The organism is Mycobacterium sp. FW102-FHT13B02, from assembly GCF_058790275.1.
Map to the genome: position 1 here is coordinate 25,621 of NZ_JBYTCM010000003.1, position 22,993 is coordinate 48,613.

The following is a 22,993-nucleotide window of genomic DNA, read 5'->3' on the forward strand; positions in this document are numbered from 1 at the left end:
GATCGTAACTTTCTGGGACGGACTTCCGTCCTTGGTTCATGACCATTCTCATCACTGGGGCCACCGGCAACGTCGGTCGCCCACTCGTCGAACAGTTGCACGCCGCGGGCGCGAAAGTCCGTGCCGTCACCCGTAACCCGTCTCCGCACTTCCCGCCCGGGGTCGAGATCGTCACGTCGGTACGCGACGGCCTGGCCGGTACGGACGCGGTGTTTCTCAACTCCCGCGCCCTCGGGCCGGACCTGGCGTGGACGGTCGAGGCAGCCAGGGATACCGGAGCCAAACTGGTGGCGCTGTCCGCGATGAACGTCGACGAAGACTTCACCCGCCAGCCGTCGCGCCTGCGGGGTGACCGCAACAAGGAGGTCGAACAGCTGGCCATCGACTCCGGGCTGCCGTGGGTGAGTCTGCGGCCGGCATTGTTCGCCACCAACTTCATCGGCATGTGGGCCGGGCAACTGCAGGCCGGCGATGTCGTGGCCGGCCCATTCGCCTCGGCCTCCAGCGCCCCGATCGTCGAGTCGGACATCGCGGCCGTCGCCGCCCACGCACTGCTGACCGACGAGCTGAACGGCCGCAAGATTCCGTTGACGGGACCGCAGTCCCTCACCAATGCCGAGCTGCTGGCCGTCGTCGGCAAGGTGCTGGCGCGCGAGCTGTTCTACCGCGAAATCCCGGTCGAGCAGGTCCGTGAGCGGTTCGTCGCCATCGGCTTCCCCGCCGAGTTCGGCACCGCCTACACCGCGCTCCTGGCCGAGACCGTCGACCGCCCAGCACCGGTGAGCGACGAGGTCGGCCGCATCCTCGGCCGCCCGGCGCAGACGTTCGCCGAGTGGGTGGGCCACCACCGCGAGGCCTTCTCACGCACAGAGGAGACCAGCCATGTCTGAGCCGCGCACATCGAATCCACGCCCGCCGCGCTACCTCAAACCGATGAACAAGGTCGTTGTGGCAGTCGGGAAGCTCGGCATTCCGGTCGGCCCCGCGATGGTGCTGACCGTGCCCGGCCGCAAGACCGGCACGCCGCGCAGCACCCCGATGACACCGTTCGTCGTTCACGGCGCGATGTATGCCGTGGCCGGCTATCCGGGCGCGCACTGGGCCCTCAATGCCCGTGCCGCCGGCACCGGTACGTTGACACGCGGGCGTAAGTCCCGGGCGGTGAAGATCACCGAGCTGACGGTCGACCAAGCGCGGCCGGTGCTGCGTGAGTTCCCCGTGCAGGTGCCCGTCGGCGTCAAGTTCGCGAAGAGCTCCGGCATGGTCACGGACGGCACACCCGACGAATTCGAGTCGCTGGCAGGCAGACTCGCCGTCTTCCGGTTCGACCCGCTGGGCTGATCTGGAGCACTTCGCGAAGTCCGCAAGGCATGATGGGTGCACCGAAGTCGAGAACGGGAGCGCCCATCATGGCACCAGAGCAACCGGCTGCGGCCGAAGAACAGGCCGAGGCGCAGGCTGCGAAACCGGCACGATCCGTGGCCGGCAACGTGATTCGTGGTTCGCTGGGCAACCTGATCGAGTGGTACGACTGGTACACGTACGCCGCGTTCAGCGTCTACTTCGCCAGCGTGTTCTTTCCGTCCGGGAATCAGACGGCACAGCTGCTCAACACCGCCGGAATCTTCGCCGTCGGTTTTCTGGTACGGCCGCTCGGCGGTTGGGTCTTCGGTCGCTACGCCGACCGGTTCGGCCGACGCGCGGCTCTCACCCTGTCGGTGACCCTGATGGGTCTCGGCTCCCTCGGAATCGCGGTGCTGCCGGGATACGCACAGATCGGTACCCTTGCGCCGATCCTGCTCGTCGTCGCCCGCCTCTTGCAGGGGCTGTCGCTGGGCGGCGAGTACGGCACATCCGCAACGTATTTGAGCGAGGTCGCCACCCCGCACCGGCGCGGCTTCTACTCCTCGTTCCAGTACGTCACGCTCACCAGCGGCCAACTGCTGGCGCTCGGCGTCCAGATCATCCTGCAGCGCTTCCTCACCCCCACCCAGATGCATTCCTGGGGGTGGCGCATCGCCTTCGCGATCGGCGCGGTGGCCGCGGTGACCGTGATGTGGCTGCGGCGCACCATGGACGAATCAGAGAACTTCAAGCTGGCAGCGGAAGACGCTGCCGCCGAAGGTGATTCCGCACAGCAGGGCAGCCTGCGCGTCCTGCTGTCCTACCCGCGCGAATGCCTGACTGTCGTCGGCCTCACCCTGGGTGGCACCATCGCGTTCTACACGTTCACGACGTACATGCAGAAGTTCATGATCAACACCGCGGGTCTGGCCAAGGAAGAGGTGGCGTGGATCAACTTCATCGCCCTAGTCCTCTTCGTGCTGCTGCAGCCGGTGTTCGGCGCACTGTCGGACCGCATCGGCCGGCGACCCCTGCTCATCGGATTCGGCATCTGCGCAACGCTGTTCAGCGTCCCGCTGCTCTCGACCGTGGCGCACACCCACACCGCGCTGCCCGCTTTTGGGTTGATGATGCTCGGCCTGATCATCGTGTCCGGCTACACGTCGATCAACGCGGTCGTGAAGGCCGAGCTGTTCCCGGCACGAATCCGCGCGCTCGGCGTGGGGTTCCCATACGCCCTCACCGTCGCAGTCTTCGGCGGCTCCACCGAATACATCGCCCTGTGGCTCAAGCACATCGGGCGCGAGTCGTGGTTCTTCTACTACGTGGCGGGCTGCGCCCTGATCTCGCTGCTCGTCTACGTGTTCATGGGTGAGACGTCGCGGCGCTCGCACCTGGAGCAGGAAGCCGACGAACTGCGCTCGTCGGCTTAGCCCTCGCGGATCACACCGCGTTCCGAGAGGTGCTCGGTGAGCGGCAGGACTCCGACCTCGAAGTGTTCAGCCATCGCCGTTCGGGCCGCATCGCCGTCGCCTGCTTGTAGCGCGGCAATGACCCGGCGGTGGTCCCGGATCGACAGATCCGGCCAGCCCTCGAGCGTCGGGAACACCGCCTCTGGTGCGTAACGCGTTATGCCTGACATGAATTGGGTCAGCTTGGGCGAATCGGCGATGACGTTGATCAGCCGGTGGAACTCGTGGTTGAGCCGCACCATGCGGTCGACATCGGTGTGCTGGTAGGCCTGTTCCAGCGCGTTCTGGATCCGGGTCAGTTCGACGACCTGGTCGGCGGTGATGTTCGCCGCGGCGCGGGCCGCCAATTCCCCACCGACGAACGCCTGCACCATGGCCACGTCCGACACGTCGCGCGCGGTCACCTCCAGCACCATGAAGCCGCGCCGCGGATGCTGCACCAGCAGTCCCTCGGCCCGCAGGTTCAGCAACGCCTCCCGGACCGGGGTGACGCTGACGCCCAGTTCGGTGGCCAGCTGGTCCAGCCGCAGGTACTCCCCCGCCGGATATGTGCCATTGAAGATGCGCCGGCGCACGTACCGCGCCACGTCATGAGAAAGCTGTGCTGGCGCGGCGAATTCGGGTTCAGATGCGGTATTCATGGAGCAGGCTCTTGCTGATGATTGTCTTTTGGATTTCGCTGGTGCCCTCACCGATCAACAGGAACGGCGCGTCCCGCATCAGGCGTTCGATCTCGTACTCCTTGGAGTAGCCGTAGCCGCCGTGGATCCGGAAACTCTGCTGAGTGACTTCCGAACAGAACTCACTGGCAAGGTATTTCGCCATCCCGGCCGCGACATCGTTGCGCTCACCCGAGTCCTTGAGCCGGGCGGCGTTGACCATCATCAGATGTGCTGCTTCGACTTTGGTGGCCATCTCGGCGAGTTGGAACGCGATGGCCTGGTGGTCGGCGATCGGCTTACCGAACGTCTCCCGCTGCTGGGCGTAGCGCACCGCCAGTTCGAAGGCGCGGATGCCGACACCGCAAGCCCGCGCGGATACGTTCACCCGACCGACCTCGATACCGTCCATCATCTGGAAGAAGCCCTCGCCGGGCTTGCCGCCGAGCACGTCCTCGGCGCCTGCGCGGTACCCGTCGAAGACGAGCTCGGTGGTGTCGATGCCCTTGTAGCCCAGTTTGTCGATCTTGCCCGGGATGGTCAGGCCCGGCTTGACCTCACCGAAACCGGTCGGCTTCTCGACCAGGAAGGCTGTCAGGTTGCGGTGCGGTTTGTCCGCTCCCTCATCGGTTTTCACCAGCGCCGCCACCAGAGTCGAACTGCCGCCGTTGGTCAGCCACATCTTCTGGCCGGTGATGGTGTAGCCACCGTCACCGTCGCGCACGCCCCTGGTGCGGATCGCGGCGACGTCGGAGCCGAGCTCGGGCTCGGACATCGAGAAGGCGCCGCGCACCTCGCCGGTTGCCATGCGGGGCAGGTAACGCTGCTTCTGCTCGTCGGTGCCATGCTGACGGAGCATGTAGGCGACGATGAAGTGGGTGTTGATGACGCCCGAGATGCTCATCCACCCCCGGGCGAGTTCTTCGACGCACAAGGCATATGTCAGCAGCGACTCACCGAGCCCGCCGTACTCCTGCGGGATCATCAGGCCGAACAGACCCAGGTCTTTCATCTGATCGACGATGGCCTGCGGGTAGGAATCCGAGTGCTCCAGTTGCTGGGCCGCCGGAATGATCTCTCGGTCGACGAATTGCCTTACCGTGGCGATGATTTCGCGTTGTACCTCGCTGAGACCGGCGGTCTGGGCCAGACGTGTCATGGTGTGATCCGTTCGAATACGGCAGCCAACCCCTGGCCGCCTCCGATGCACATGGTTTCCAGTCCGTAGCGAGCGTCCCGCAGGTGCAGTTCGTGTGCCAGCGTCGCGAGCATCCGGCCGCCGGTCGCGCCGACGGGGTGGCCGAGCGAGATGCCCGACCCTCGCACATTCGTGCGCTCCCAGTCGCCGTCGGTGAACTTCCATTCCCGGGTGCACGCCAGCGCCTGTGCGGCGAAGGCCTCGTTGAGCTCGATCAGATCGATATCAGCAAGAGCCAGTCGGGCTTTGGCCAGCGCGACCTCGGTGGCCGGAACCGGGCCGAGGCCCATCACATTCGGCGGTACCCCGGCCACGCCCCACGACACCAGTCGCACCAGTGGCGCCAGCCCGAGGTCGGCCGCCCGCGCCGGGGTGGTCACGACGCACATCGAGGCCGCGTCGTTCTGCCCGCTGGAGTTGCCCGCCGTCACTGTGGCCTCCGGATCACTCTTGCCCAGAACGGGTTTGAGCTTCGCCAACGCCTCGACGGTGGTATCTGCCCGGGGATGTTCGTCGGTATCGACAACGGTGCCACCCGTCCGCGACGGCACCGTCACCGGGACGATCTCGTCGGCCAGCACGCCACTGCGCTGTGCCGCAACGGCTTTCTGATGGGAGCGCACGGCCAGGGCATCCTGCTCCACGCGAGAGATCGCGTACTGCCGGCGCAGGTTCTCCGCGGTTTCGAGCATGCCGCCGGGCACCGGGTAGTTCTTGCCACCGGCAGTGGTCCGCCCACGCGCCAGTCCGTCATGCACCGTGATGCCGCCCCGCGAGCCGCCCCACCGCATGTCGGTCGAGTGAAAGGCAACGTTGCTCATCGACTCCGCGCCACCGGCGATCACGAGATCGTTTGCGCCACTGGCCACCTGCATGCAGGCCTGGATCACGGCTTGCAGGCCCGACCCGCAGCGTCGATCGACCTGCATGCCCGGCACCGTGACGGGCAATCCGGCGTCGAGCGCCACCACGCGGCCGATTGCCGGGGCTTCACTGGACGGGTAGCAGTGCCCGAGAATGACGTCCTGCACCGCGTCCAATGGAATCCCGGTGCGCTGCAACAAACCCTGCAGCGCCGCGACACCGAGCTCGACCGCGGTCAGGGACTTGAACATGCCGCCGTAGCGGCCGATGGGGGTACGTACCGGCGCGCAGATGACGGGACTGGTCGCAGCCATCTAGATGTGCCGTCCCCCGGTGATTTCCAGGACGCAGCCCGTCATGTACGACGACATGTCCGATGCCAGGAACGTGACCACCGACGCCACTTCACTGGGTTCGGCAGCCCGTCCCATGGGGATCTCTGCCAACTTCTGGTCCCAGATCCGTTGCGGCATGGCCTCGGTCATCGCGGACCGGATCAAACCCGGCTGCACAGCATTGATCCGCACGCCGAGGTGGGCGACTTCCTTGGCGGCCGCCTTCGTCAGGCCGACGATGCCGGCCTTGGCCGCTGAGTAATTGGTCTGGCCGACCAGGCCGACCTTGCCCGAGATGGACGAAATATTGATGATGGCACCGCTTTTCGCCTCCCGCATGACGCCGGCGGCCAGCCGGGTGCCGTTCCAACAGCCTTTCAGGTGGACGGCGATGACCTGGTCGAACTGCTCCTCGGTCATCTTGCGCATGGTGGCGTCGCGGGTGATACCGGCGTTGTTGACCATGACATCGATGGTGCCCAAGCCGCCGAACTCGACGGCCGCATCGATCAGCGCCTGCACGTCGGCGGCAGAGGTCACGTCGCACCGCACCGCCCTGGCCACGTCGGCGCCACCGAGCTTGGCGACGGCCGCTTCGGTCGCGTCGAGGTTCAGATCGCCGATCACCACGCGGGCACCTTCGGCGATGAATCGCTCCGCGATCGCGTAACCGATCCCCTGAGCACCACCGGTGATCACCGCGATACGTCCGTCCAGCAGCGGCATGGTCGTCCACTCCCTCTCGATCGTCAGGGCCGGCCACGGCCCTGACGGCCGCGGTGGCCTCATACATAAAATATGATATTTCTGGCATCAAACCAGACTCACGCTCGTGTTGTGCAAGGAGACCCCCGACATGGCCGAACCCACCGGTGCGCCCACCGCCACCCACTCAGTCAGTGAGCAGGATTTCCGAGACATCCTCGACGCGACCCGCCGGTTCGTCCGCACCGCGGTGGTGCCGCGCGAGCTGGAGATCATGAACGACAACCGCGTGCCCGACGACATCCGCGACCAGGCGAAGGACATGGGGCTGTTCGGCTACGCGATCCCCCAGGAATGGGGCGGCCTGGGACTGAACCTCGTCCAGGACGTCGAGATGGCAATGGAACTGGGTTACACCACCCTGGCCGTGCGCTCGATGTTCGGCACCAACAACGGTATTGCCGGGCAGGTGCTCGTCGGGTTCGGCACCGACACGCAGAAGCAGCGCTGGCTGGAGCCGATCGCCAGTGGCGACTGCGTCGCGTCCTTCGCGCTGACCGAGTCGGGTGCCGGCTCCAACCCCGCAGGTTTGCGCACCAAGGCCGTCCGCGAGGGTGACGGCTGGATCATCAGCGGCCACAAGCGATTCATCACCAACGCTCCTACCGCGAACCTCTTCGTCGTGTTCGCCCGAACCCGGCCCGCCGACGCCGAGGGACCCGGCATCGCGGTCTTCCTGGTACCCGCCGACGCGCCCGGCGTCGTGGTTGGGCCCAAAGACGCGAAGATGGGCCAGGAAGGAGCCTGGACCTCCGATATCACGTTCGACGACGTCCGCGTCGGTCCCGATGCTCTCATCGGCGGCAACGAGGACATCGGTTACCGTGCCGCGCTGACCTCGCTGGCCCGAGGGCGGGTGCACATCGCCGCGGTGGCGGTGGGGGCGGCACAACGCGCCCTCGACGAGTCGGTCGCGTATGCCGCGACCGCCACCCAGGGCGGCACCGCGATCGGCGAATTCCAGCTGGTGCAGGCCATGCTGGCCGATATGCAGACCGGCGTCATGGCCGGCCGGACCCTCGTCCGCGACGCGGCGCAGCTGTGGGTCAGCGGCACGGACCGCCGCATCGCGCCGTCCGCCGCCAAGCTGTTCTGCACCGAGATGGTCGGCAAGGTCGCCGACCTTGCCGTGCAGGTGCACGGCGGCAGCGGCTACATGCGCGACGTGCCCGTCGAACGGATCTACCGCGACGTCCGTCTGCTCCGCCTGTACGAGGGCACCAGCGAGATTCAGCGTCTCATCATCGGCGGCGGACTGGTGAAGGCCGCCCAGCGCGTAGCCTCGGGCCGCTGACCGGAGCCGGCAGCCCCGAGATCAGCGGCCCATCCAGCAATCATCCGATGATTCGCACGATCGACTCGACCACCGCAGCCGGCTTTTCCGATCCTTCGATCTCGACCGTCACCGTCATGGTCGCTTGAACCGCACCATCGAGCTCATCGACTTTCGAAATGACGGCATTCGCGCGCACATTTGCTCCGACCTTGACCGGTGTGATGAACCGGACCTTGTTATAGCCGTAATTGATCGCCAATGCGACGTTGTCAACGCGATACAGCTGGTGCGTGAAATGCGGTAGCAGGGAAAGCGTCAGCAAACCATGAGCAATTGTGCCGCCGAACGGGCCCGCGGCGGCGCGTTCAGGATCGACGTGAATCCACTGATGGTCGTCGGTGGCTTCGGCGAACAGATTCACCCGGTCCTGGGTGATTTCCATCCACTCCGTCGGCCCAAGCTGACTACCTGCTGCTGCGACGAACTCGGACAGATTGTCGAAGACCTTCACACCTACTCCTCTCGGGCTCGGCCACTTCCCGAGCCGCACCGCTAATACTTCTAACGCGTCCGCCAGGGCGGCACAATGCACAGATTTTTGGCCGGCGTCTCGTACTTGGCTGCTCAAAGTTCGCCCTCTTCGCGCACCGTCGGGGTTAACCTGCAAATATAGAGATATCTGGGATTGCCAAGATCCATCGCGGCAGCACACTTGTTTGGCCAATTCTTCGGTACCCCGAAGGTCGACAGACAACGTTTCATGGCTAGCTGGGTGTAGGACCTCAACAACCCCGATACTGAATTAAGGAATACAGTCCGCGCGAGATGCGTTTACCGCAACCGACTGCCAACTGATGTTGCAGTGACTGCTGGGAAACGAATGGGGCAACGATGTCGGTGGAGTATGTCGAATACGAATCGAACGTTGACATTCGCTTTGCCGAAAACATCGCGTGGTCCGACTCCGACTCCGACACCGATTGCAGTGTCCGACAACCGCGCGAGCCAGCACGCCATCACCAATCTCCTGGCCCGCACCGCCTATCACGCGACCAGCGTCATGGGCGTGCGGTTCGTGATGGCCACGGCAGCCCAGCACGTCCTGGAGTTATGGAAATCCGGCGGTGGCGTGGTGGCACCCATTCCGGCCACGCCGTACCCGGACGGGCGCTACCGCACCAAGATGATGTGGTGGGATCGAAGGACCATGGTCAATCATTCTCAGCCGGAGCAGATTACGAAGGCGCTGCACGAGATCGACGCGATATCAACCAGGCTGGTCGCCGGTTGACGGCAGATTTGGGCGCTAACCGCATCTCTATCATCGATCCCCACTACGGGGCATATTCAACGCATTGACCAGCAAAGGGCAAGACGAGTCCATGGTGCTCACGCTCCGAATATCGGATGCGCCACCGGCTTCGGTGTCGAGCCGCAGGAGCACAGCCTTTGAGGTCAGCGCGGGTTAAGCTGATCGCCTCATGTCCATCGACGAGTCTCCCCCTTCACTGGATCGCGTGGTGACAGAGGTTGCGACGCGGCTGATGGCGGCGGACTCCACCAACTACACCAAGGTGTACACGGACGTCCTGGAGATTCTCGTCGACTACTTCGGGGTCGACGTCAGCTTTCTGCGCCACAACGATCATGAGATCGGTGCCTCGATACTCGTGGCGGAATGGCCACTGCGACCGGAGATTCCGGACCCCGATCCGCTGCGCGTCGTGTACTTCGCCGACGCCGACCCGGTTTTCGCGGAAACCGAACATCGCAAGACCCCGCTGATCGTGCACCCCGACCCGAAGCCCAACGACTACCAGCGCCGTATCGCGGCGGGCCGCAACGTACCCCAGATATCACTGGCAGCAACGCCTTTGGTGGCAGGCGAGCGCACCACCGGCGCGCTGGGCTTCGTCAAGTACGGCGACCGTGACTGGCTCACCGAAGAGATCAATGCGCTGCAGGCCATCGCTTCGCTGTTGACCCAGGCGCAGTCTCGGGTCCACGCCGAGGAGCAGCTTCGATACCTGGCCGAACACGACGACCTCACCGGGCTGAACAACCGGCGCGCCCTCATCGCCCACCTCGATGCCCGGTTACAGCCGGAACAGCCCGGCCCGGTGACCGCCCTCTTCTTCGACCTCGATCGGCTCAAGGCCATCAACGACTACTTGGGGCACAGCGCGGGTGATTCGTTCATCCGCGTGTTCGCCCAGCGCCTCACCGAGGGGGTCGACAGCAAGACGGTGATCGCCCGCCTCGGCGGTGACGAATTCGTCGTCGTCCCGGCTGAACCGATATCCGCGAGCAAGGCCGAGGCTCTCGCCTATCAGCTCCAGGACTCGTTGCGGCGCCGGGTGTGGATCGACGGCGAACGGCTCACGCGGGCAGTGAGTGTCGGCGTCGCCTCCGGCATTCCCGGCTCCGACAGTTCTTCCGACCTGCTGCGCCGGGCCGACCAGGCTGTCCTGAGCGCGAAGTCTGCCGGCGGGGACCGCGTCGCGGTGTTCACCAACGCGATGTCCCTGGAAACGGCCTACCGCAACGACATCGAGTTGCATCTGCAGGACGTCATCGAGAACGGTGCGCTGCTGCTCAACTACCTGCCCGAGATCGACATGCGCACCGGCAAGCTGCTCGCCACCGAAGCGCTCGTGCGCTGGGACCACCCCACGCGCGGGCTGCTCCCCCCGGCCGCCTTCATCGGTATCGCCGAATCGATCAATCTGGCAGGCGAATTGGGCCGCTGGGTGCTACGCACCGCCTGTCGCGAATTCGCGCGATGGCGTGCGGACTTCCAGGCGCACAAGGCCGCCACCGGCGACTCCGATGATCGCGACGATTTCGAATTGCGCGTCAACGTCTCCCCCGTGCAACTGGTCACCGATGGCTTCGCCGAGTCCGTGGCCGACATCCTCGACGAATTCGGTCTCGACCGCGGTTCGGTGTGCTTGGAGATCACCGAGAACGTCGTCGTCCAGGACAGCGAATCGTCCCGCGCAACCCTGGCCGACCTCCGGAAAACCGGGGTGCGGTTGGCAATCGACGACTTCGGCACCGGATACAGCGTGCTGTCCCACCTCAAGTCGCTGCCGGTCGACATCCTCAAGATCGATCGCAGCTTCGTGACCGACCTCGGCTCCAACCCCGGCGATCTGGCGATCGTCCGGGCGATCATCGCGCTGGCCGATTCATTCGGCCTGCAGATCGTCGCCGAGGGTGTCGAAACCAAGGCCGCCGCAACGACATTGCTGCGCCATGGCTGCCACCGGGCGCAGGGGTTCCTGCTGTCGCGGCCGCTACCGAGCGATCAGATGGCAACGCTCTATCGCAAAGGCCGCGTTCCGGTCCGGTTCACCAGCGAGATGTGACGCCGCACAGCGCTACCGTGCAACAAGTTCCACTCGGGCGAACCTACTGGCGGGGCTGCCCACGATGCAGACCTCGAGCGTCCCGGCGGGCGGGCCGCCGTCCCCAGCCGGTGCGCCCACATCACCAAAATCGGGCGAAATCACCACTCCGTGGCGGGCGCGAACGAAGTACAGCCCATCGGGCGTGTCCAGTTCCGCACCGATGATTCGCCGGTCCTCGAAAAGGAGCGAACGAAGTGTGCTGGCCGGGCTGACCGCGATGTCACGTTCGGCGGCGGCCGCCGCCAGCCAGTCGAACAGTTCGCCGAGGCCGCCGGCGTGCCAGTCGATGGCGCCGAGCGAAGAGATGCGCAGCGTCTTGTCCGACGAGTCGCGCACCGTGTCGGCAGTCCAGCCCCGAACCGTGCTGTAGAGCGCACCGGTGGCGGAGCCTAAACACACCCGGGCCCAGTCGAGGAGTCCGGCACCGAAGAACGTCTCGATGCCCCGGGTGTGCGTTTCGGACTCCGTCAGCTCGCGCACGGTGCGAGTCGGCACCGACCAACCGCGCGATGGTTCCGCGTTTCCGTCGGCGTCTACTTCGGCGGTCACCGCCGCGAAATAGACGGCGGTGGCATCGAGATGCTCATCCATTTGCGGCTCGCCCGATCCAGGTTCGCCCAGCTCGCCGGCCTTCTCGGATGCCGGCTCGGGCGCGTCGTCGGCGGGTCCCCGTGGCACCCCGAACTCGTCGATCCGGGCATCAAGGACGGCGCCCAAAGTGGCGCAGCGCACTTGGTCGCCGCGCACCCAGTGCCCATCGTCGGCATGCAGCGCTCCGGCAACCACCACATCTGCGGCGGCGTCGACCGCGGCAATGGCTGTGGCCAGGCCACCGATACCGGCGCCGACGCACAGCACGTCAACTTCTGCGTCCCAATCCAACCTGAATTCCCTGAGTTAAGTGTCAGCGAACTGCAACAATCCGACAGCCAGGGATCGATTTCGCCGTTCGGCTACTTTACATACTCTCGGAATGAACGACACCACCAACGGCCTACGCTATGGCACCCTTAGGATGATCCCGGGGGGCTAGCCACTGAACGCGCGCTGACGGAAGGTAAATCGACGAATGGGGCGCCAGCCGCGATCCGAAGTGACCCGACGCAAAATCATTGACTCAGCCGTCGATTTGATCAACGAGATCGGTTATCCCGCCGCCGGATTGGCTGACATCATCGAACGCGCCGAGCTGACCAAAGGCGCGCTCTACTACCACTTCGACTCCAAGGAAGCCCTGGCCACTGTCATCATCGAAGAGGCAATGGTTTTGCTGCACAACGTGTTCCAGTCGGCGCGGGACTCGGAGCACAGTGCGATGGAGTCACTGATCGTCGGCACGTTCATCACCAGTGATCTGCTGGCGACCAACCGGACCGCCCAAGCGGGTACCAAACTGCTGCGCACGTTTGCCGGGTTCAATCCGACGGCACGACACAGTTACGTCAACTTCGTCGACCAGTTCACCTCCGACATCAAGCGGGCCGACGCAGACGGCGACCTGCGCCCCGGCGCAGATCCCGCCGATGTCGCCAACACCCTGGTGGCCTGGATCCTCGGCGCGGAATTGATGTCCAGCGCCGCGTCCGACGGCGACGACCTGCGGGACCGATTCACCAAGCAGTGGCGGGTGCTGATGCCGGCGATCGTGACCGCGGAATCGCTCGACCGCCATCTCGCCTTCATGGTCGCCGCGTCCACGCGACAGACGAACGCCGTGGAGCGCACCGCCACCTGAAACCCACATCGCTAACTAAGTTCACTTCTTTGTTGTTAGGCTGCCGTCAGCCCAAGCGACAGAGGAGTCTGTATGGACCTCAATTGGTCGGCCAGCGATCTGGCATTCCGTGACGAAGTACGCACGTTTCTGCAGGAGAACCTGACCCCGGAGATTCAGGAAGCCGGGCGTCTGATGACCAGCGTCTACAGCGATCACGACGCGAGCCTGGCCTGGCAGCGCATCCTGCACGGGCGCGGCTGGGCGGCGCCGGCCTGGCCGGTCGAACACGGCGGCTGCGATTGGAGCCTGACCCAGCACTACATCTTCAGCCGGGAATCGATCCTGGCCGGAGCGCCGTCGCTGTCCCCGATGGGCATCCGGATGGTGGCCCACGCGATCGTCCGGTTCGGCACCACCGAGCAGAAGGACTACTTCCTGCCCCGCATCCTTACCGGGGAGGTGTTCTTCTGCCAGGGCTACTCCGAGCCCGAAGCCGGATCCGACCTGGCCGCCCTGACCATGGCGGCCGTGTCCGACGGCGACGACCTGGTGTGCACCGGCAGCAAGATTTGGACCACCCACGCCACCGAAGCGAACTGGATGTTCGCGCTGGTGCGCACCACCCGTACGGCAAAGAAGCAGCAGGGCATCACCTTCGTGCTGATCGACATGAGCACGCCGGGCATCGAGATCCGGCCACTGGTGATGACCTCCGGCGAGGAGGTCCAGAACCAGGTGTTCTTCGATGAGGTCCGGGTTCCCAAGAGCAACGTCATCGGCCAGATCGACGACGGCTGGACCGTCGCGAAGTATCTACTCGAGTTCGAACGCGGCGGTGGTGCCGCGGCCCCGGGTCTGCAGGTGCTGGCTGACGAGATCGCCACCGCGGCGGCGCAGGCGCCCGGCCCCGACGGTGGTCTGCTGGCCGACGACGCCGCGTTCTCCCGCAAGCTGGCCGACGCCCGCATCCGCACCGAGGTGCTCGAAATCCTCGAATACCGCGTGTTGGCCGCGCTGGCCGGAGGCGGACATCCAGGCGCAGCATCGTCGATGCTGAAGGTGCTCTCCACCGAATTGAGCCAGACCTTGACCGAACTGGCCATGGAAGCTGCCGGACCCCGCGGCCGTGCGTACCAACCGCACGCCACCCGCCCCGGCGGGCCGGTGGCCGAATTCACGCCTCCCCCAGACGGTTACGTCAGCGGCGAGCCGTGGCAAGCGGTCGCGCCGCTGCGGTACTTCAACGACCGCGCTGGGTCGATATACGCCGGCAGCAACGAGATTCAGCGCAATATCCTCGCCAAAGCAGAACTGGGGCTGTAGATGGACTTCACCTTCTCCGCGGAACAGGAACTTCTCCGGGACGGCCTGTCCAAGTTCCTGTCCAGCCGTTATGACCTGGAAACCAGCCGGGCGGCAGCCAAATCCGGCCCCGGCTGGCAGCCCGAAATCTGGCAGTCGTTCGCCGAGGAGCTCGGCATTCTCGGCGCCGCACTTCCGGAGAATGTCGGCGGCATCGGCGGTGGTCCGGTCGAGGTCATGCTGATCGCCGAAGCGCTGGGCCATGCGCTGGTCATCGAACCGTACGTGGATACCGCAGTGGTCGCCGCCGGCCTGCTGCTGCGTTCGGGCAGTGCCGCCGCGGGTCCGATCCTGGAGGAAATCGCCGGCGGCACAGCGGTTGTCGCACTCGGTGCAGCCGAGGCCCACAGCGGCGACCGGTGGCAGGACGTCCAGACGGCCGCCGTACGCGACGGCGACGCCTGGGTGCTCACCGGCGAAAAGATCATGGCCGTGAACGCACCGGTGGCGACCCACCTGCTGATCACCGCCCGGACAGACAACGGCATCTCGCTGTTCCTGGTCGACATCTCCGAGCCCCGCGAGGGACTGGTCCTGCACGGCTATCGCACGGTCGACGATCGTCGGGCAGCCGATCTGGAGCTACGCGGACTCCGACTGCCGGCCGACGCACTGCTCGGAACCGACGGCCAAGCCTGGCCGTCGCTCGCCCAGGCCCGTGACGAAGGCGCCGCCGCCGTGTGCGCAGAGGCCGTCGGCAACATGCGAAAGGTATTGGCCGACACCGTCGAATACGCCAAGCAGCGTCAGCAGTTCGGCCAGCCCATCGGGAGTTTCCAGGCCCTGCAGCATCGCATGGTCGACATGCACATGGAGCTCGAGCAGTCCGTGTCCGCGGTCTATCTGGCCGTACTCAACCTGGAGTCCGACGCACGCACCCGGGCCCGTTCGGTGTCCGCAGCCAAGGCCACGATCGGCCGTGCGGCGCGGTTCATCGGTCAGAACGCGGTGCAGCTGCACGGCGGCATGGGCATGACCGAAGAGCTCGCCATCGGCCATTACTTCAAGCGGCTCACCGCCGTCCAGTACGAATACGGCTCAACCGACCACCACGTGGCCCGGTACGCCGAACTGACCCGCGGCTGAGTTCAGCGCGACCAGTACGCATTATCGCTCTCGCCCGGTCCGGCCGCGGCCGGATCAGGTGAGAGTCATCTGCTTCTGCGCGTACAGCTTTGCCCACTCGGCGCGCGGCCGGATCGACACGTCGACATCAGCGCCCTTGGCCCGCAAGGCGCCCGCCGTCGCCTGGTCCTTTGGCGTCAGCTTGAATGGATCCCAGCCGAAGAACCGGCAGGAGTTCTCCCAGGTGATCTTGTTGATGTCGGAATCCGAAGCGCCGGCGGCGTTCAACTCCGCGAGAACCTGCTCGGGGGCGTCGGGCCAGAAGCAGTCCGAGTGCGGGTAGTCGCACTCCCAGGCGATGATGTCGATACCGATCTCGTGGCGCAGCTTCAGCGACGTCTTGTCGGTAACGTAGCAGGCCAGCGAGTGCTCGCGGAAGACGTCGCTGGGTAGCTTGTCCCCGAAGTCGCGGCGCAGCCATTTCTGGTTGGTGTAGTGCCGGTCGCTGCGATCCAGATAGAACGGGATCCAGCCGATGCCCCCCTCGGAGAACGCGAATTTCAGGTCCGGATAGTTGCGCATCGCCGGGCCCCACAACAAGTCCTGGGCGCACATCGCCGACACCTGCGTGGCCAGGATGATCAGGTTGTCGATCGGCGCGTCCTTGGCCATCGAGATGGCACCGAAGCCGGTGCCGATGTGCAGACACATCACCACGTTCTGCTCGGACAACGTCCGGAACACGGGGCCCCAGTAGTCCTCGTCGAAATAGCTTGGCAGCCCTTCCAGGTGCGGCAGTTCGGGCATCGTGACAGCCCGGCAGCCCTTGGCGGCCACCCGGCGGATCTCATGGCACATCGCCTCGGGATTCCACGTCGGAAGGATTGCGATAGGGATGAATCGGTCCGGGTACGAACCTGCCCATTCATCGATGTGCCAGTCGTTGTAGGCCGAGACCATCACCAGGGTGGCCTCTTCGCGGTGCATGTTGAGGTGTCGGGCCGAGAAACCCGTGAAAGTCGGGAAACACATCGAGGCGAGGATGCCGTTCCGGTTCATGTCGCGCACCCGCTCGTGGACGTCGTACACGCCGGGACGCATTTCGGCGAAGCCGGCGGGATCGCGGCCCCATTCCTCGGCCGGCCAGGACACCACGGCGTTGAGCCCGCTCACCCCTTGGGGACGGCCCTGATACATCCACTGGTCGACGCCCTTGTCGTCGGTGACGACGATCGGCGCCTCGGCCTTGTACTTGTCCGGAACATGGTTGACGAACATGTCGGGAGGTTCCACCACATGGTCATCGATGCTCACCAGAATCAGGTCGTCGGTATTCACATTTGCTCCTCACGTCCGCGCCTGGACACCCCTGCACACCCCAGTAGTACCGTCTAGAGGCATGACCGTCTCTGCACTTTCGGACAGAGGTTTATCCCAAACGGCCAACCTGCCCGCGCGGCCGGTGATCGAGCTGCGCCGCGGCGGGCGCGCGCTCGGCGGCAGCTACCTCTACGAGGGCGACGCGCTGGTCACCGGCTGGCACTCCCACGAGGTGCATCAGATCGAATACGCCCTGCACGGCCTGGTCGAGGTGGAAACCGATGTCGCCCACTACCTGCTGCCGCCACAGCAGGCCGCCTGGATACCGGCGGGTCTGCCCCATCAGGCGGTGATGAACCCCGACGTGAAGACCGTTGCCGTGATGTTCGATCCCGGCCTGATCTCGGACCGGTCGGACCGGGCACGCATCATCGCCGTGTCACCGCTGATCCGCGAGATGATGATCTACGCCTTGCGGTGGCCCATCAACCGGCCCCACGGCGACGCCGTCTCGGACGGTTTCTTTCGCACCCTCGCACATCTGGTGGCCGAAGCGTTGGACCACGAAGCGCCGCTGAGCCTGCCGACGTCCGAGCACCCGATCGTTGCCGCGGCAATGGCTTACACAAAAGAACATCTGGCATCGGCAACGGCCGAGCAGGTGAGCCGGGCGGTGTCGGTATCGCAGCGGTCGCTGCGCCGGATGTTCCAGGAGTCCATCGGATTATCTTGGCGGACTTACCTTCTCAACGCCCGGATGCTCCGGGCGATGGCGTTGCTGACAGAGCCGGAACAGTCGGTACAAGCCACGGCCACCGCGGTCGGTTTCGAGAGCCTCAGCGCGTTCACCCGCTGCTTCACCCAGTTCAGCGGGCAATCACCCTCGGGTTACCGCCGCCGGACCGCGGAGACGGCACAATCGCTGCCCGGGTCCAGGTAGGGGTCACGATCACGGCCGCGGGCCGTCACCCATCTCCCAGGTGCGATCACATCGCTCCTCGGTGCCGGCGATCAGCTGCGCGTTCGGTTCGTCGACCGCACGTACCCAATGCTCGGCGGCGATCAGGCTCCGCCCTCCGGCGATATGGCGCGCGAGCAGCCGTTTCCGCCGCACGTCGTCCACGCCCCTGAGGTAGTACAGCCGATCGATCAACTCACGCGCACCGGAGAAGCCGGTGGTGGGCAGCGCAAGGTAATTGCCCTCCGTGACCACCAACCGAGCCGATGCCGGCACCACCAGCCTGGCGGCGATGGACTCTTCGAGCATCCGATCGAACTGTGGCACATAGACATCAGCGGTCTGGTAGGCGTCCCGCACCCGCGTCAGCGATACCAGAAAGCCGGCCGCATCGAACGTATCCGGGGCACCTTTACGACCTTTACGACCGAGCCGCGCCAGCTGTGCATTGGAGAGATGGAATCCGTCCATCGGCAGCAGGGCGGCGAAATCGCGCTGGGCGGAATTGAATTCATCGACGAGCAACGCCGCCGCCGTCGACTTGCCGACACCAGGTGGCCCGGTCAGACCGACGATGACCCGGCCCGACCGTACTTCGAGCAGTCGGGCGACATCGTCTGCCAATGCGGCCATTCCGCGGACACTAGCCGCTCAGCGCGCCCAAGTCGAAGCCGCACAGCGGCTGGATCGGAGAATGCCACCGGCGCGGCTTCCGCACGCCGAAGAACTGGCGGCGGCGCCGGCCACTACGTCGAGGCCCGCCACGTGCGTGGAAGTCATCCCCGCGACACCTGCCGACTGAAGACCTTCCGGCCAAAACCATTGGGACGGAGAAGCATCGGCCGCCGAACCTGGTAGCGTGATGCGGACATTCAGGCTGAGACCCGGGAGGCGTTGTGGGGCACGGTGAATTGCTCCACCAGATCGTGGCCGACGCCGCTGCTGTCGTCCCCGACCGCCCGGCTGTCATCGCCGAAGACGGCACCGTCACGACGTTCGCGCAATTCGACCGATCGATCACCGCGGCTGCCGGCTGGATCGCATCCCGGACCACCCGCGGCGACCGCGTCGCGGTGATCGCCGACAACAGCCCCGACTACGCGACGCTCTACTACGCGGCGCCTCGCGCCGGATGCATCCTCGTGCTGATCAATCAACGGCTCAGTGCCGACGAACATGTCGCGCAACTGGCCGCCGCGTCACCCACCCTGGTCCTGGGCGATGCCCGCTACCTGAATTCCCTGAACCGGCCTGACGCGATCTCGTTCGACGACGACCAATGGGCTGCGGCAACGCAATCGACGGGGTCGCCGCTGCCCGCTGAGCCGGACGTGGACGACCCGGTCTGGCTGCTCTTCACCAGCGGGTCAACTGGGGTACCGAAAGGTGTTGTGCACACGCATCGTTCGATCGCCGCAGCGGTGCAGGGCAGCATCGTCGGCAGGTCGGTCCGTTCCGGCGGCGTCTATCTTCTGCCATTCCCCATGTGCCACATCGCCGGGTACAACATGCTGGTGCACCACGCCGCACAGTCGACAGTGTTGCCGGTGGCTGCCTTCCGGCCGGATGCCTTCGCCGCCGCAGTGAACCGGTACCAGGTGACGTCGTGTTCCCTGGCCCCGACCATGCTGCACAGCCTGCTGGCCCATCTCGACGAGACCGGCACCGGCCTGCCGTCATTGCGGGACATCGCCTACGGCTCGTCGGCCATCCCGGCCGGCCTGCTTCGGCGTGCCCTCGACCGCCTAGACGTCAGCTTCCACCAGGGCTATGGGATGACCGAAACCGGTGGCAACGTCACGTTTCTCGGTCCCGACGACCATCGTGCCGGCGCTGCGGGCGACACTGCCGTGCTCGCGACGGCCGGCCGTCCGCACGCCGACGTGCAGCTCCGGATTGCCCCGAACGGCGAAATCCTGGTTCGCGGAGACCAAGTGGCCGTCCGGTACTGGCCCGACACGGCTACGACCGACGAGGGCTGGCTGCACACGGGCGACGTCGGATACCTCGACGACGATGGTCGGCTCGTGGTGTCCGACCGGCTGAAGGACATCATCATCACCGGCGGCGAGAATGTGTCCTCACGGGAAGTCGAAGACGTGCTGTCGTCGCATCCCGACGTGGATCAGGTTGCGGTTGTTGGGGTTCCCGATCCGTACTGGGGCGAGGCGATCTGCGCGGTCGTCGTGCCCACCGACAGCAGCCGGCCCGACGCCGAGGCCCTCGTCGCGCACGTACGCGAGCACATCGCGGCCTTCAAACGGCCGCGTCACGTCCTGTTCGTCGACGCACTACCTCTCACGACCAACGGCAAGATCGCCAAACAGGTACTGCGCGAACAACTCCGGGACCACTTCGCCGGCTAGCTCAGGCCGGCGGCCTCACGAAGTGGCGGTCGCCAGGCCCGCCCGCTCGACGCTCATCAGACTCTCGGTCTCGTGTTCCCGCCGGTAGGCCGTGCCACCGCCGTTGAGCCCGAACAGCCGCTTGCTCCACAACAACCAGAGCACCGCAATGATGTTCACCAGCAGCATCGCCAACCGCAACGCGGTGACCTTCTCGGTCAGCTCGTAGATCTCCAGCGGCAGAAAGACGCTGGTGGCCACCACCGCGAAATACTCGCCCCAGCGCCACATTCCCCACAGCCCGACGGCTTCCACCAATTCGATCAGCGCGTACACGGCAATGCCGATGGCGATCAGCAACAAGGTGCTGCTCGACATGGTGAAGGCGTCGTTGATGTGACGGACGATCTTGGAGCTGTCGAGGTTCCAGCCAATCTGGTCGGCCAGTGGCCGCAGCAGTGGCAGGTCCTTCTCGAACATGTCCTGCAGGTGGACCCGCGCCGCGCGCACCCGGAACACGCCATAGGACATCAGAGCCAGCAACAGGAATCGGAAGACCCGCTCCACGGCCAGCGCACGCATCAGCACGCGGTCGCGCAAGAGCCGGCCGCGGGGCACTTCAGGCGCTGATTCCGCCGGTCCCTTCCCTCGCGGCGGACCGACCACGAAGGTCTCGCACCGCAGGCACCGCCACGCCTCGCCGACCGGCGTCTGCACATGCAAGCGAGCAGCCAGCTCCGGTTCGTCGGGGGCGAACGTTGCATGACCGCGGAGTCCACAGGAACGCAGGGCGAAGTCGACCATGTTCGTACCGTATCGACACGGACCGACCGAAGCACGCTGATCCGTCCGCCACCGTTCGGGCGGTTCATACGATGATGGACCTGTGCCGTCCCTACTGTGGTTCCGCCGCGACCTGCGGCTGCATGACTTGCCGGCCCTGGCGGCCGCCATCGCCCAGGACCGCGACGTACTCGGGTGCTTTGTCCTCGATCCGCAGCTGGAAGCGTCCTCGAGTGCGCGGCGGCTGCAGTTCCTGGGCGACTGTCTGAGGCATCTGCACGCGGAGCTGGATGGCCGGTTGCTGATCACCCGCGGGCGACCAGAAGAGCGAATTCCGCTGATTGCCAGGGAGATCGGTGCCCGTGCCGTTCACGTCTCGGCAGATTTCGCCCCGTTCGGCCGGCGTCGTGACGAGCGCGTCCAGGAAGCGCTCGATGGCATCCAGCTGGTCGCGAGCGGCTCCCCGTACCTGGTCTCGCCCGGTCGCGTCACCAAAGACGACGGCGCGCCCTACCGGGTGTTCACGCCGTTCTTCCGGCGCTGGCGTGATCACGGTTGGCGGCAACCGGCCCACACCGGTCCCGAATCGGCCCAGTGGATCGATCCGAGCGGTCTTGCTGCCGCAGTCACCAAACCCGCCGACATCCCGGACCCTGGTTCGCCGCTCTGCTTCGCCGCCGGTGAGGAGGCGGCGCGGCACCAGTGGCGCCGATTCCTTGACGCCGGCCTCGGCGACTACGCCGAGAATCGCGACCTGCCCGGTGTCGACGGCACCAGCCATTTGTCGGTGCATCTGAAGTTCGGCACGATTCACCCGCGCACCATGGTCGCCGGCCTCGATCTGAGCCACAGCAGTCATGTTGCGTACTTGCGCCAGATCGCTTTTCGCGACTTCTATGCCGCCGTGCTCCACCACTGGCCGGACAGTGCCTGGCACAACTGGAACCGTGACTTCGACGCCATCGAAACCGATACCGATGCCACCGCAGAACGGCTCTTTGACGCCTGGAAGGCAGGCCAGACCGGCTTCCCGTTCGTCGACGCCGGCATGCGGCAACTGCGCCAGACCGGCTTCATGCCCAACCGGGTGCGGATGATCACGGCATCGTTTCTGGTCAAAGACCTGCACCTGCCGTGGCAATGGGGTGCCCGCTGGTTCTTGGGGCAGTTGATCGACGCCGACATCGCCAACAATCAACATGGCTGGCAATGGTGCGCGGGCAGCGGCACCGACGCCGCACCGTATTTCCGGGTGTTCAACCCGACCGCGCAAGGACAGAAATTCGACCCCAACGGTGCTTACGTCCGCCGTTGGGTTCCCGAATTGGCCGACGTCTCCGACGCCCACCTGAAGGCAGCATCGCGACCACCCAGCTACCCGGCACCGATCGTCGACCACGGCGAGGAACGCGCCGAAGCTCTTCGGCGCTATCAAGCGCTCGGTGCCAGTCGCCCCGCGGGGCACGCGCCGCGAAAGCCATAGCGAGGCTCCGACGTATGGCAGCATCGAATGTGAGTGCTCGCCAATTGGCCAGTGCCGTCGCGGTTTTGAAGTGCTGAGGGAAGGACATCCATGCGGATCACCACCTTGCTGGTCACGGGAGCGGCGACCATCGCCACAGCGGCACTCGGCGGCGCGGCAACAGCGCCCGCAGTCCAGTCGAAATGGTATGCGCAGCTGCGAAAGCCGGCTTATCAACCGCCACGTCAGGTATTTCCCGTCGTCTGGCCGGCTCTCTACACCGACATCGCCGTGGTGTCGGCAGCCGCGATCGACGAATTGGGCGCAACCGGCCGCGACATCGAGCGTCGTGCCTACCGGAACGGACTCGCGCTGAATCTCGCTCTCAACGCTGCGTGGTCCTGGTTGTTCTTCAACCGCCGTCGCTTCGGCGCCGCGACCGCCGTCAGCGCTGCGCTCACGGTGAGCAGCACCGATCTGACGCGACGGGCCATCGACGCCATCGGCGGACGGGCCGCACCATTGGCGCTCTATCCCCTATGGTGCGCCTTCGCCACCGTGCTGTGCGGACATATCCGGCAACTGAACAGGTGAGCAGGCCAGCCGCAGCCTCAGCGAGGCCTGGCACATAGCGGGCCCATCGCCTTACGCTGAC

Annotated in this window: 22 protein-coding genes; 13 read left to right on the forward strand and 9 right to left on the reverse strand. The window is 65.6% G+C overall.

All coding sequences use genetic code 11. From position 1 onward, the window contains the following. The first annotated feature begins 38 nt into the window (after positions 1-38). The 3 genes from AC3WTE_RS05695 to AC3WTE_RS05705 all read left to right on the forward strand — a co-directional run bounded on the left by AC3WTE_RS05695 (position 39) and on the right by AC3WTE_RS05705 (position 2,777). A complete protein-coding gene (locus AC3WTE_RS05695; RefSeq protein ID WP_492436361.1) occupies positions 39-890 on the forward strand; it encodes an NmrA family NAD(P)-binding protein in 852 nt (283 codons plus the stop codon). Further along, complete coding sequence (locus tag AC3WTE_RS05700; protein WP_492436363.1) at positions 883-1,341, forward strand: nitroreductase/quinone reductase family protein; 459 nt, start codon at positions 883-885, stop codon at positions 1,339-1,341. Before AC3WTE_RS05695 ends, AC3WTE_RS05700 begins: the two co-directional genes overlap by 8 nt. Before the next feature lie 68 nt (positions 1,342-1,409). After that, positions 1,410-2,777, forward strand: a complete 1,368-nt coding sequence (locus tag AC3WTE_RS05705; RefSeq protein WP_492436365.1) for an MFS transporter — start codon at positions 1,410-1,412, stop codon at positions 2,775-2,777. Here AC3WTE_RS05705 and AC3WTE_RS05710 read toward each other — a convergent pair. The 4 genes from AC3WTE_RS05710 to fabG are packed head-to-tail and all read right to left on the reverse strand — an operon-like array spanning position 2,774 to position 6,598. Further along, on the reverse strand, positions 2,774-3,457 hold the full coding sequence (locus AC3WTE_RS05710) for a GntR family transcriptional regulator (RefSeq protein WP_492436366.1): 684 nt from the start codon (positions 3,455-3,457) through the stop codon (positions 2,774-2,776). The two genes, AC3WTE_RS05705 and AC3WTE_RS05710, sit on opposite strands and share 4 nt — an antisense overlap. After that, positions 3,441-4,634 carry an acyl-CoA dehydrogenase family protein gene (locus AC3WTE_RS05715; RefSeq protein WP_492436367.1) on the reverse strand — a complete coding sequence of 398 codons (1,194 nt, stop codon included), beginning with the start codon at positions 4,632-4,634 and terminating at the stop codon, positions 3,441-3,443. The genes AC3WTE_RS05710 and AC3WTE_RS05715 overlap by 17 nt, the downstream gene beginning before the upstream one ends. Continuing rightward, a complete protein-coding gene (locus AC3WTE_RS05720) occupies positions 4,631-5,851 on the reverse strand; it encodes an acetyl-CoA C-acetyltransferase (protein WP_492436369.1) in 1,221 nt (406 codons plus the stop codon). Before AC3WTE_RS05720 ends, AC3WTE_RS05715 begins: the two co-directional genes overlap by 4 nt. Further along, a complete protein-coding gene (gene fabG, locus AC3WTE_RS05725; protein ID WP_492436371.1) occupies positions 5,852-6,598 on the reverse strand; it encodes a 3-oxoacyl-ACP reductase FabG in 747 nt (248 codons plus the stop codon). A gap of 130 nt (positions 6,599-6,728) precedes the next feature. Here fabG and AC3WTE_RS05730 point away from each other — a divergent pair, with 130 nt between their 5' ends. Next, entirely contained in the window at positions 6,729-7,931 is a 1,203-nt protein-coding gene (locus AC3WTE_RS05730) for an acyl-CoA dehydrogenase family protein (RefSeq protein ID WP_492436372.1), read from the forward strand. Positions 7,932-7,971: 40 nt separating this feature from the next. Here AC3WTE_RS05730 and AC3WTE_RS05735 read toward each other — a convergent pair whose 3' ends face one another. After that, positions 7,972-8,424 (reverse strand): MaoC family dehydratase, encoded by a 453-nt coding sequence (locus tag AC3WTE_RS05735; protein ID WP_492436373.1) that lies wholly within the window; start codon positions 8,422-8,424, stop codon positions 7,972-7,974. A gap of 474 nt (positions 8,425-8,898) precedes the next feature. On the opposite strand from AC3WTE_RS05735, the gene AC3WTE_RS05740 reads away from it, so the two are divergent. Together AC3WTE_RS05740 and AC3WTE_RS05745 are read left to right on the forward strand one after the other, a co-directional pair. Beyond that, complete coding sequence (locus AC3WTE_RS05740; RefSeq protein ID WP_492436375.1) at positions 8,899-9,204, forward strand: hypothetical protein; 306 nt, start codon at positions 8,899-8,901, stop codon at positions 9,202-9,204. 190 nt (positions 9,205-9,394) lie between these two features. Further along, a complete protein-coding gene (locus AC3WTE_RS05745) occupies positions 9,395-11,284 on the forward strand; it encodes a putative bifunctional diguanylate cyclase/phosphodiesterase (protein ID WP_492436377.1) in 1,890 nt (629 codons plus the stop codon). 12 nt (positions 11,285-11,296) lie between these two features. On the opposite strand, the gene AC3WTE_RS05750 is transcribed toward AC3WTE_RS05745, so the two are convergent. Beyond that, a complete protein-coding gene (locus AC3WTE_RS05750) occupies positions 11,297-12,208 on the reverse strand; it encodes a hypothetical protein (protein WP_492436378.1) in 912 nt (303 codons plus the stop codon). A gap of 187 nt (positions 12,209-12,395) precedes the next feature. On the opposite strand from AC3WTE_RS05750, the gene AC3WTE_RS05755 reads away from it, so the two are divergent. From AC3WTE_RS05755 to AC3WTE_RS05765, 3 genes are all read left to right on the forward strand, one after another. Beyond that, complete coding sequence (locus AC3WTE_RS05755; protein WP_492436379.1) at positions 12,396-13,061, forward strand: ScbR family autoregulator-binding transcription factor; 666 nt, start codon at positions 12,396-12,398, stop codon at positions 13,059-13,061. 72 nt (positions 13,062-13,133) lie between these two features. Next, positions 13,134-14,366, forward strand: a complete 1,233-nt coding sequence (locus AC3WTE_RS05760) for an acyl-CoA dehydrogenase family protein (RefSeq protein WP_492436381.1) — start codon at positions 13,134-13,136, stop codon at positions 14,364-14,366. Then, positions 14,367-15,491, forward strand: a complete 1,125-nt coding sequence (locus AC3WTE_RS05765; protein ID WP_492436382.1) for an acyl-CoA dehydrogenase family protein — start codon at positions 14,367-14,369, stop codon at positions 15,489-15,491. 54 nt (positions 15,492-15,545) lie between these two features. Here the strand turns inward: AC3WTE_RS05765 and AC3WTE_RS05770 are convergent, their stop codons facing one another. Further along, positions 15,546-16,808, reverse strand: coding sequence for an amidohydrolase family protein (locus tag AC3WTE_RS05770; protein ID WP_492436384.1), 1,263 nt, complete (start codon positions 16,806-16,808; stop codon positions 15,546-15,548). A gap of 61 nt (positions 16,809-16,869) precedes the next feature. Between AC3WTE_RS05770 and AC3WTE_RS05775 the strand changes: the two genes are divergently transcribed. Then, positions 16,870-17,730: an AraC family transcriptional regulator gene (locus tag AC3WTE_RS05775; RefSeq protein ID WP_492436386.1), complete on the forward strand. Its 861-nt coding sequence runs from the start codon at positions 16,870-16,872 to the stop codon at positions 17,728-17,730. A 9-nt stretch (positions 17,731-17,739) separates the two neighbouring features. Here the strand turns inward: AC3WTE_RS05775 and AC3WTE_RS05780 are convergent, their stop codons facing one another. Beyond that, positions 17,740-18,381 (reverse strand): nucleoside/nucleotide kinase family protein, encoded by a 642-nt coding sequence (locus tag AC3WTE_RS05780; RefSeq protein ID WP_492436388.1) that lies wholly within the window; start codon positions 18,379-18,381, stop codon positions 17,740-17,742. A gap of 263 nt (positions 18,382-18,644) precedes the next feature. Here AC3WTE_RS05780 and AC3WTE_RS05785 point away from each other — a divergent pair, with 263 nt between their 5' ends. Continuing rightward, the gene (locus AC3WTE_RS05785; RefSeq protein WP_492436390.1) at positions 18,645-20,114 is read left to right on the forward strand and encodes an AMP-binding protein; all 1,470 of its coding nucleotides are present in this window, start codon (positions 18,645-18,647) and stop codon (positions 20,112-20,114) included. 15 nt (positions 20,115-20,129) lie between these two features. On the opposite strand, the gene AC3WTE_RS05790 is transcribed toward AC3WTE_RS05785, so the two are convergent. Further along, a complete protein-coding gene (locus AC3WTE_RS05790) occupies positions 20,130-20,897 on the reverse strand; it encodes a DUF2127 domain-containing protein (RefSeq protein ID WP_492436392.1) in 768 nt (255 codons plus the stop codon). A gap of 82 nt (positions 20,898-20,979) precedes the next feature. Between AC3WTE_RS05790 and AC3WTE_RS05795 the strand changes: the two genes are divergently transcribed. Continuing rightward, positions 20,980-22,359, forward strand: a complete 1,380-nt coding sequence (locus AC3WTE_RS05795; RefSeq protein WP_492436393.1) for a cryptochrome/photolyase family protein — start codon at positions 20,980-20,982, stop codon at positions 22,357-22,359. 90 nt (positions 22,360-22,449) lie between these two features. Next, positions 22,450-22,932 carry a TspO/MBR family protein gene (locus AC3WTE_RS05800; RefSeq protein ID WP_492436394.1) on the forward strand — a complete coding sequence of 161 codons (483 nt, stop codon included), beginning with the start codon at positions 22,450-22,452 and terminating at the stop codon, positions 22,930-22,932. Positions 22,933-22,993 lie beyond the last annotated feature (61 nt).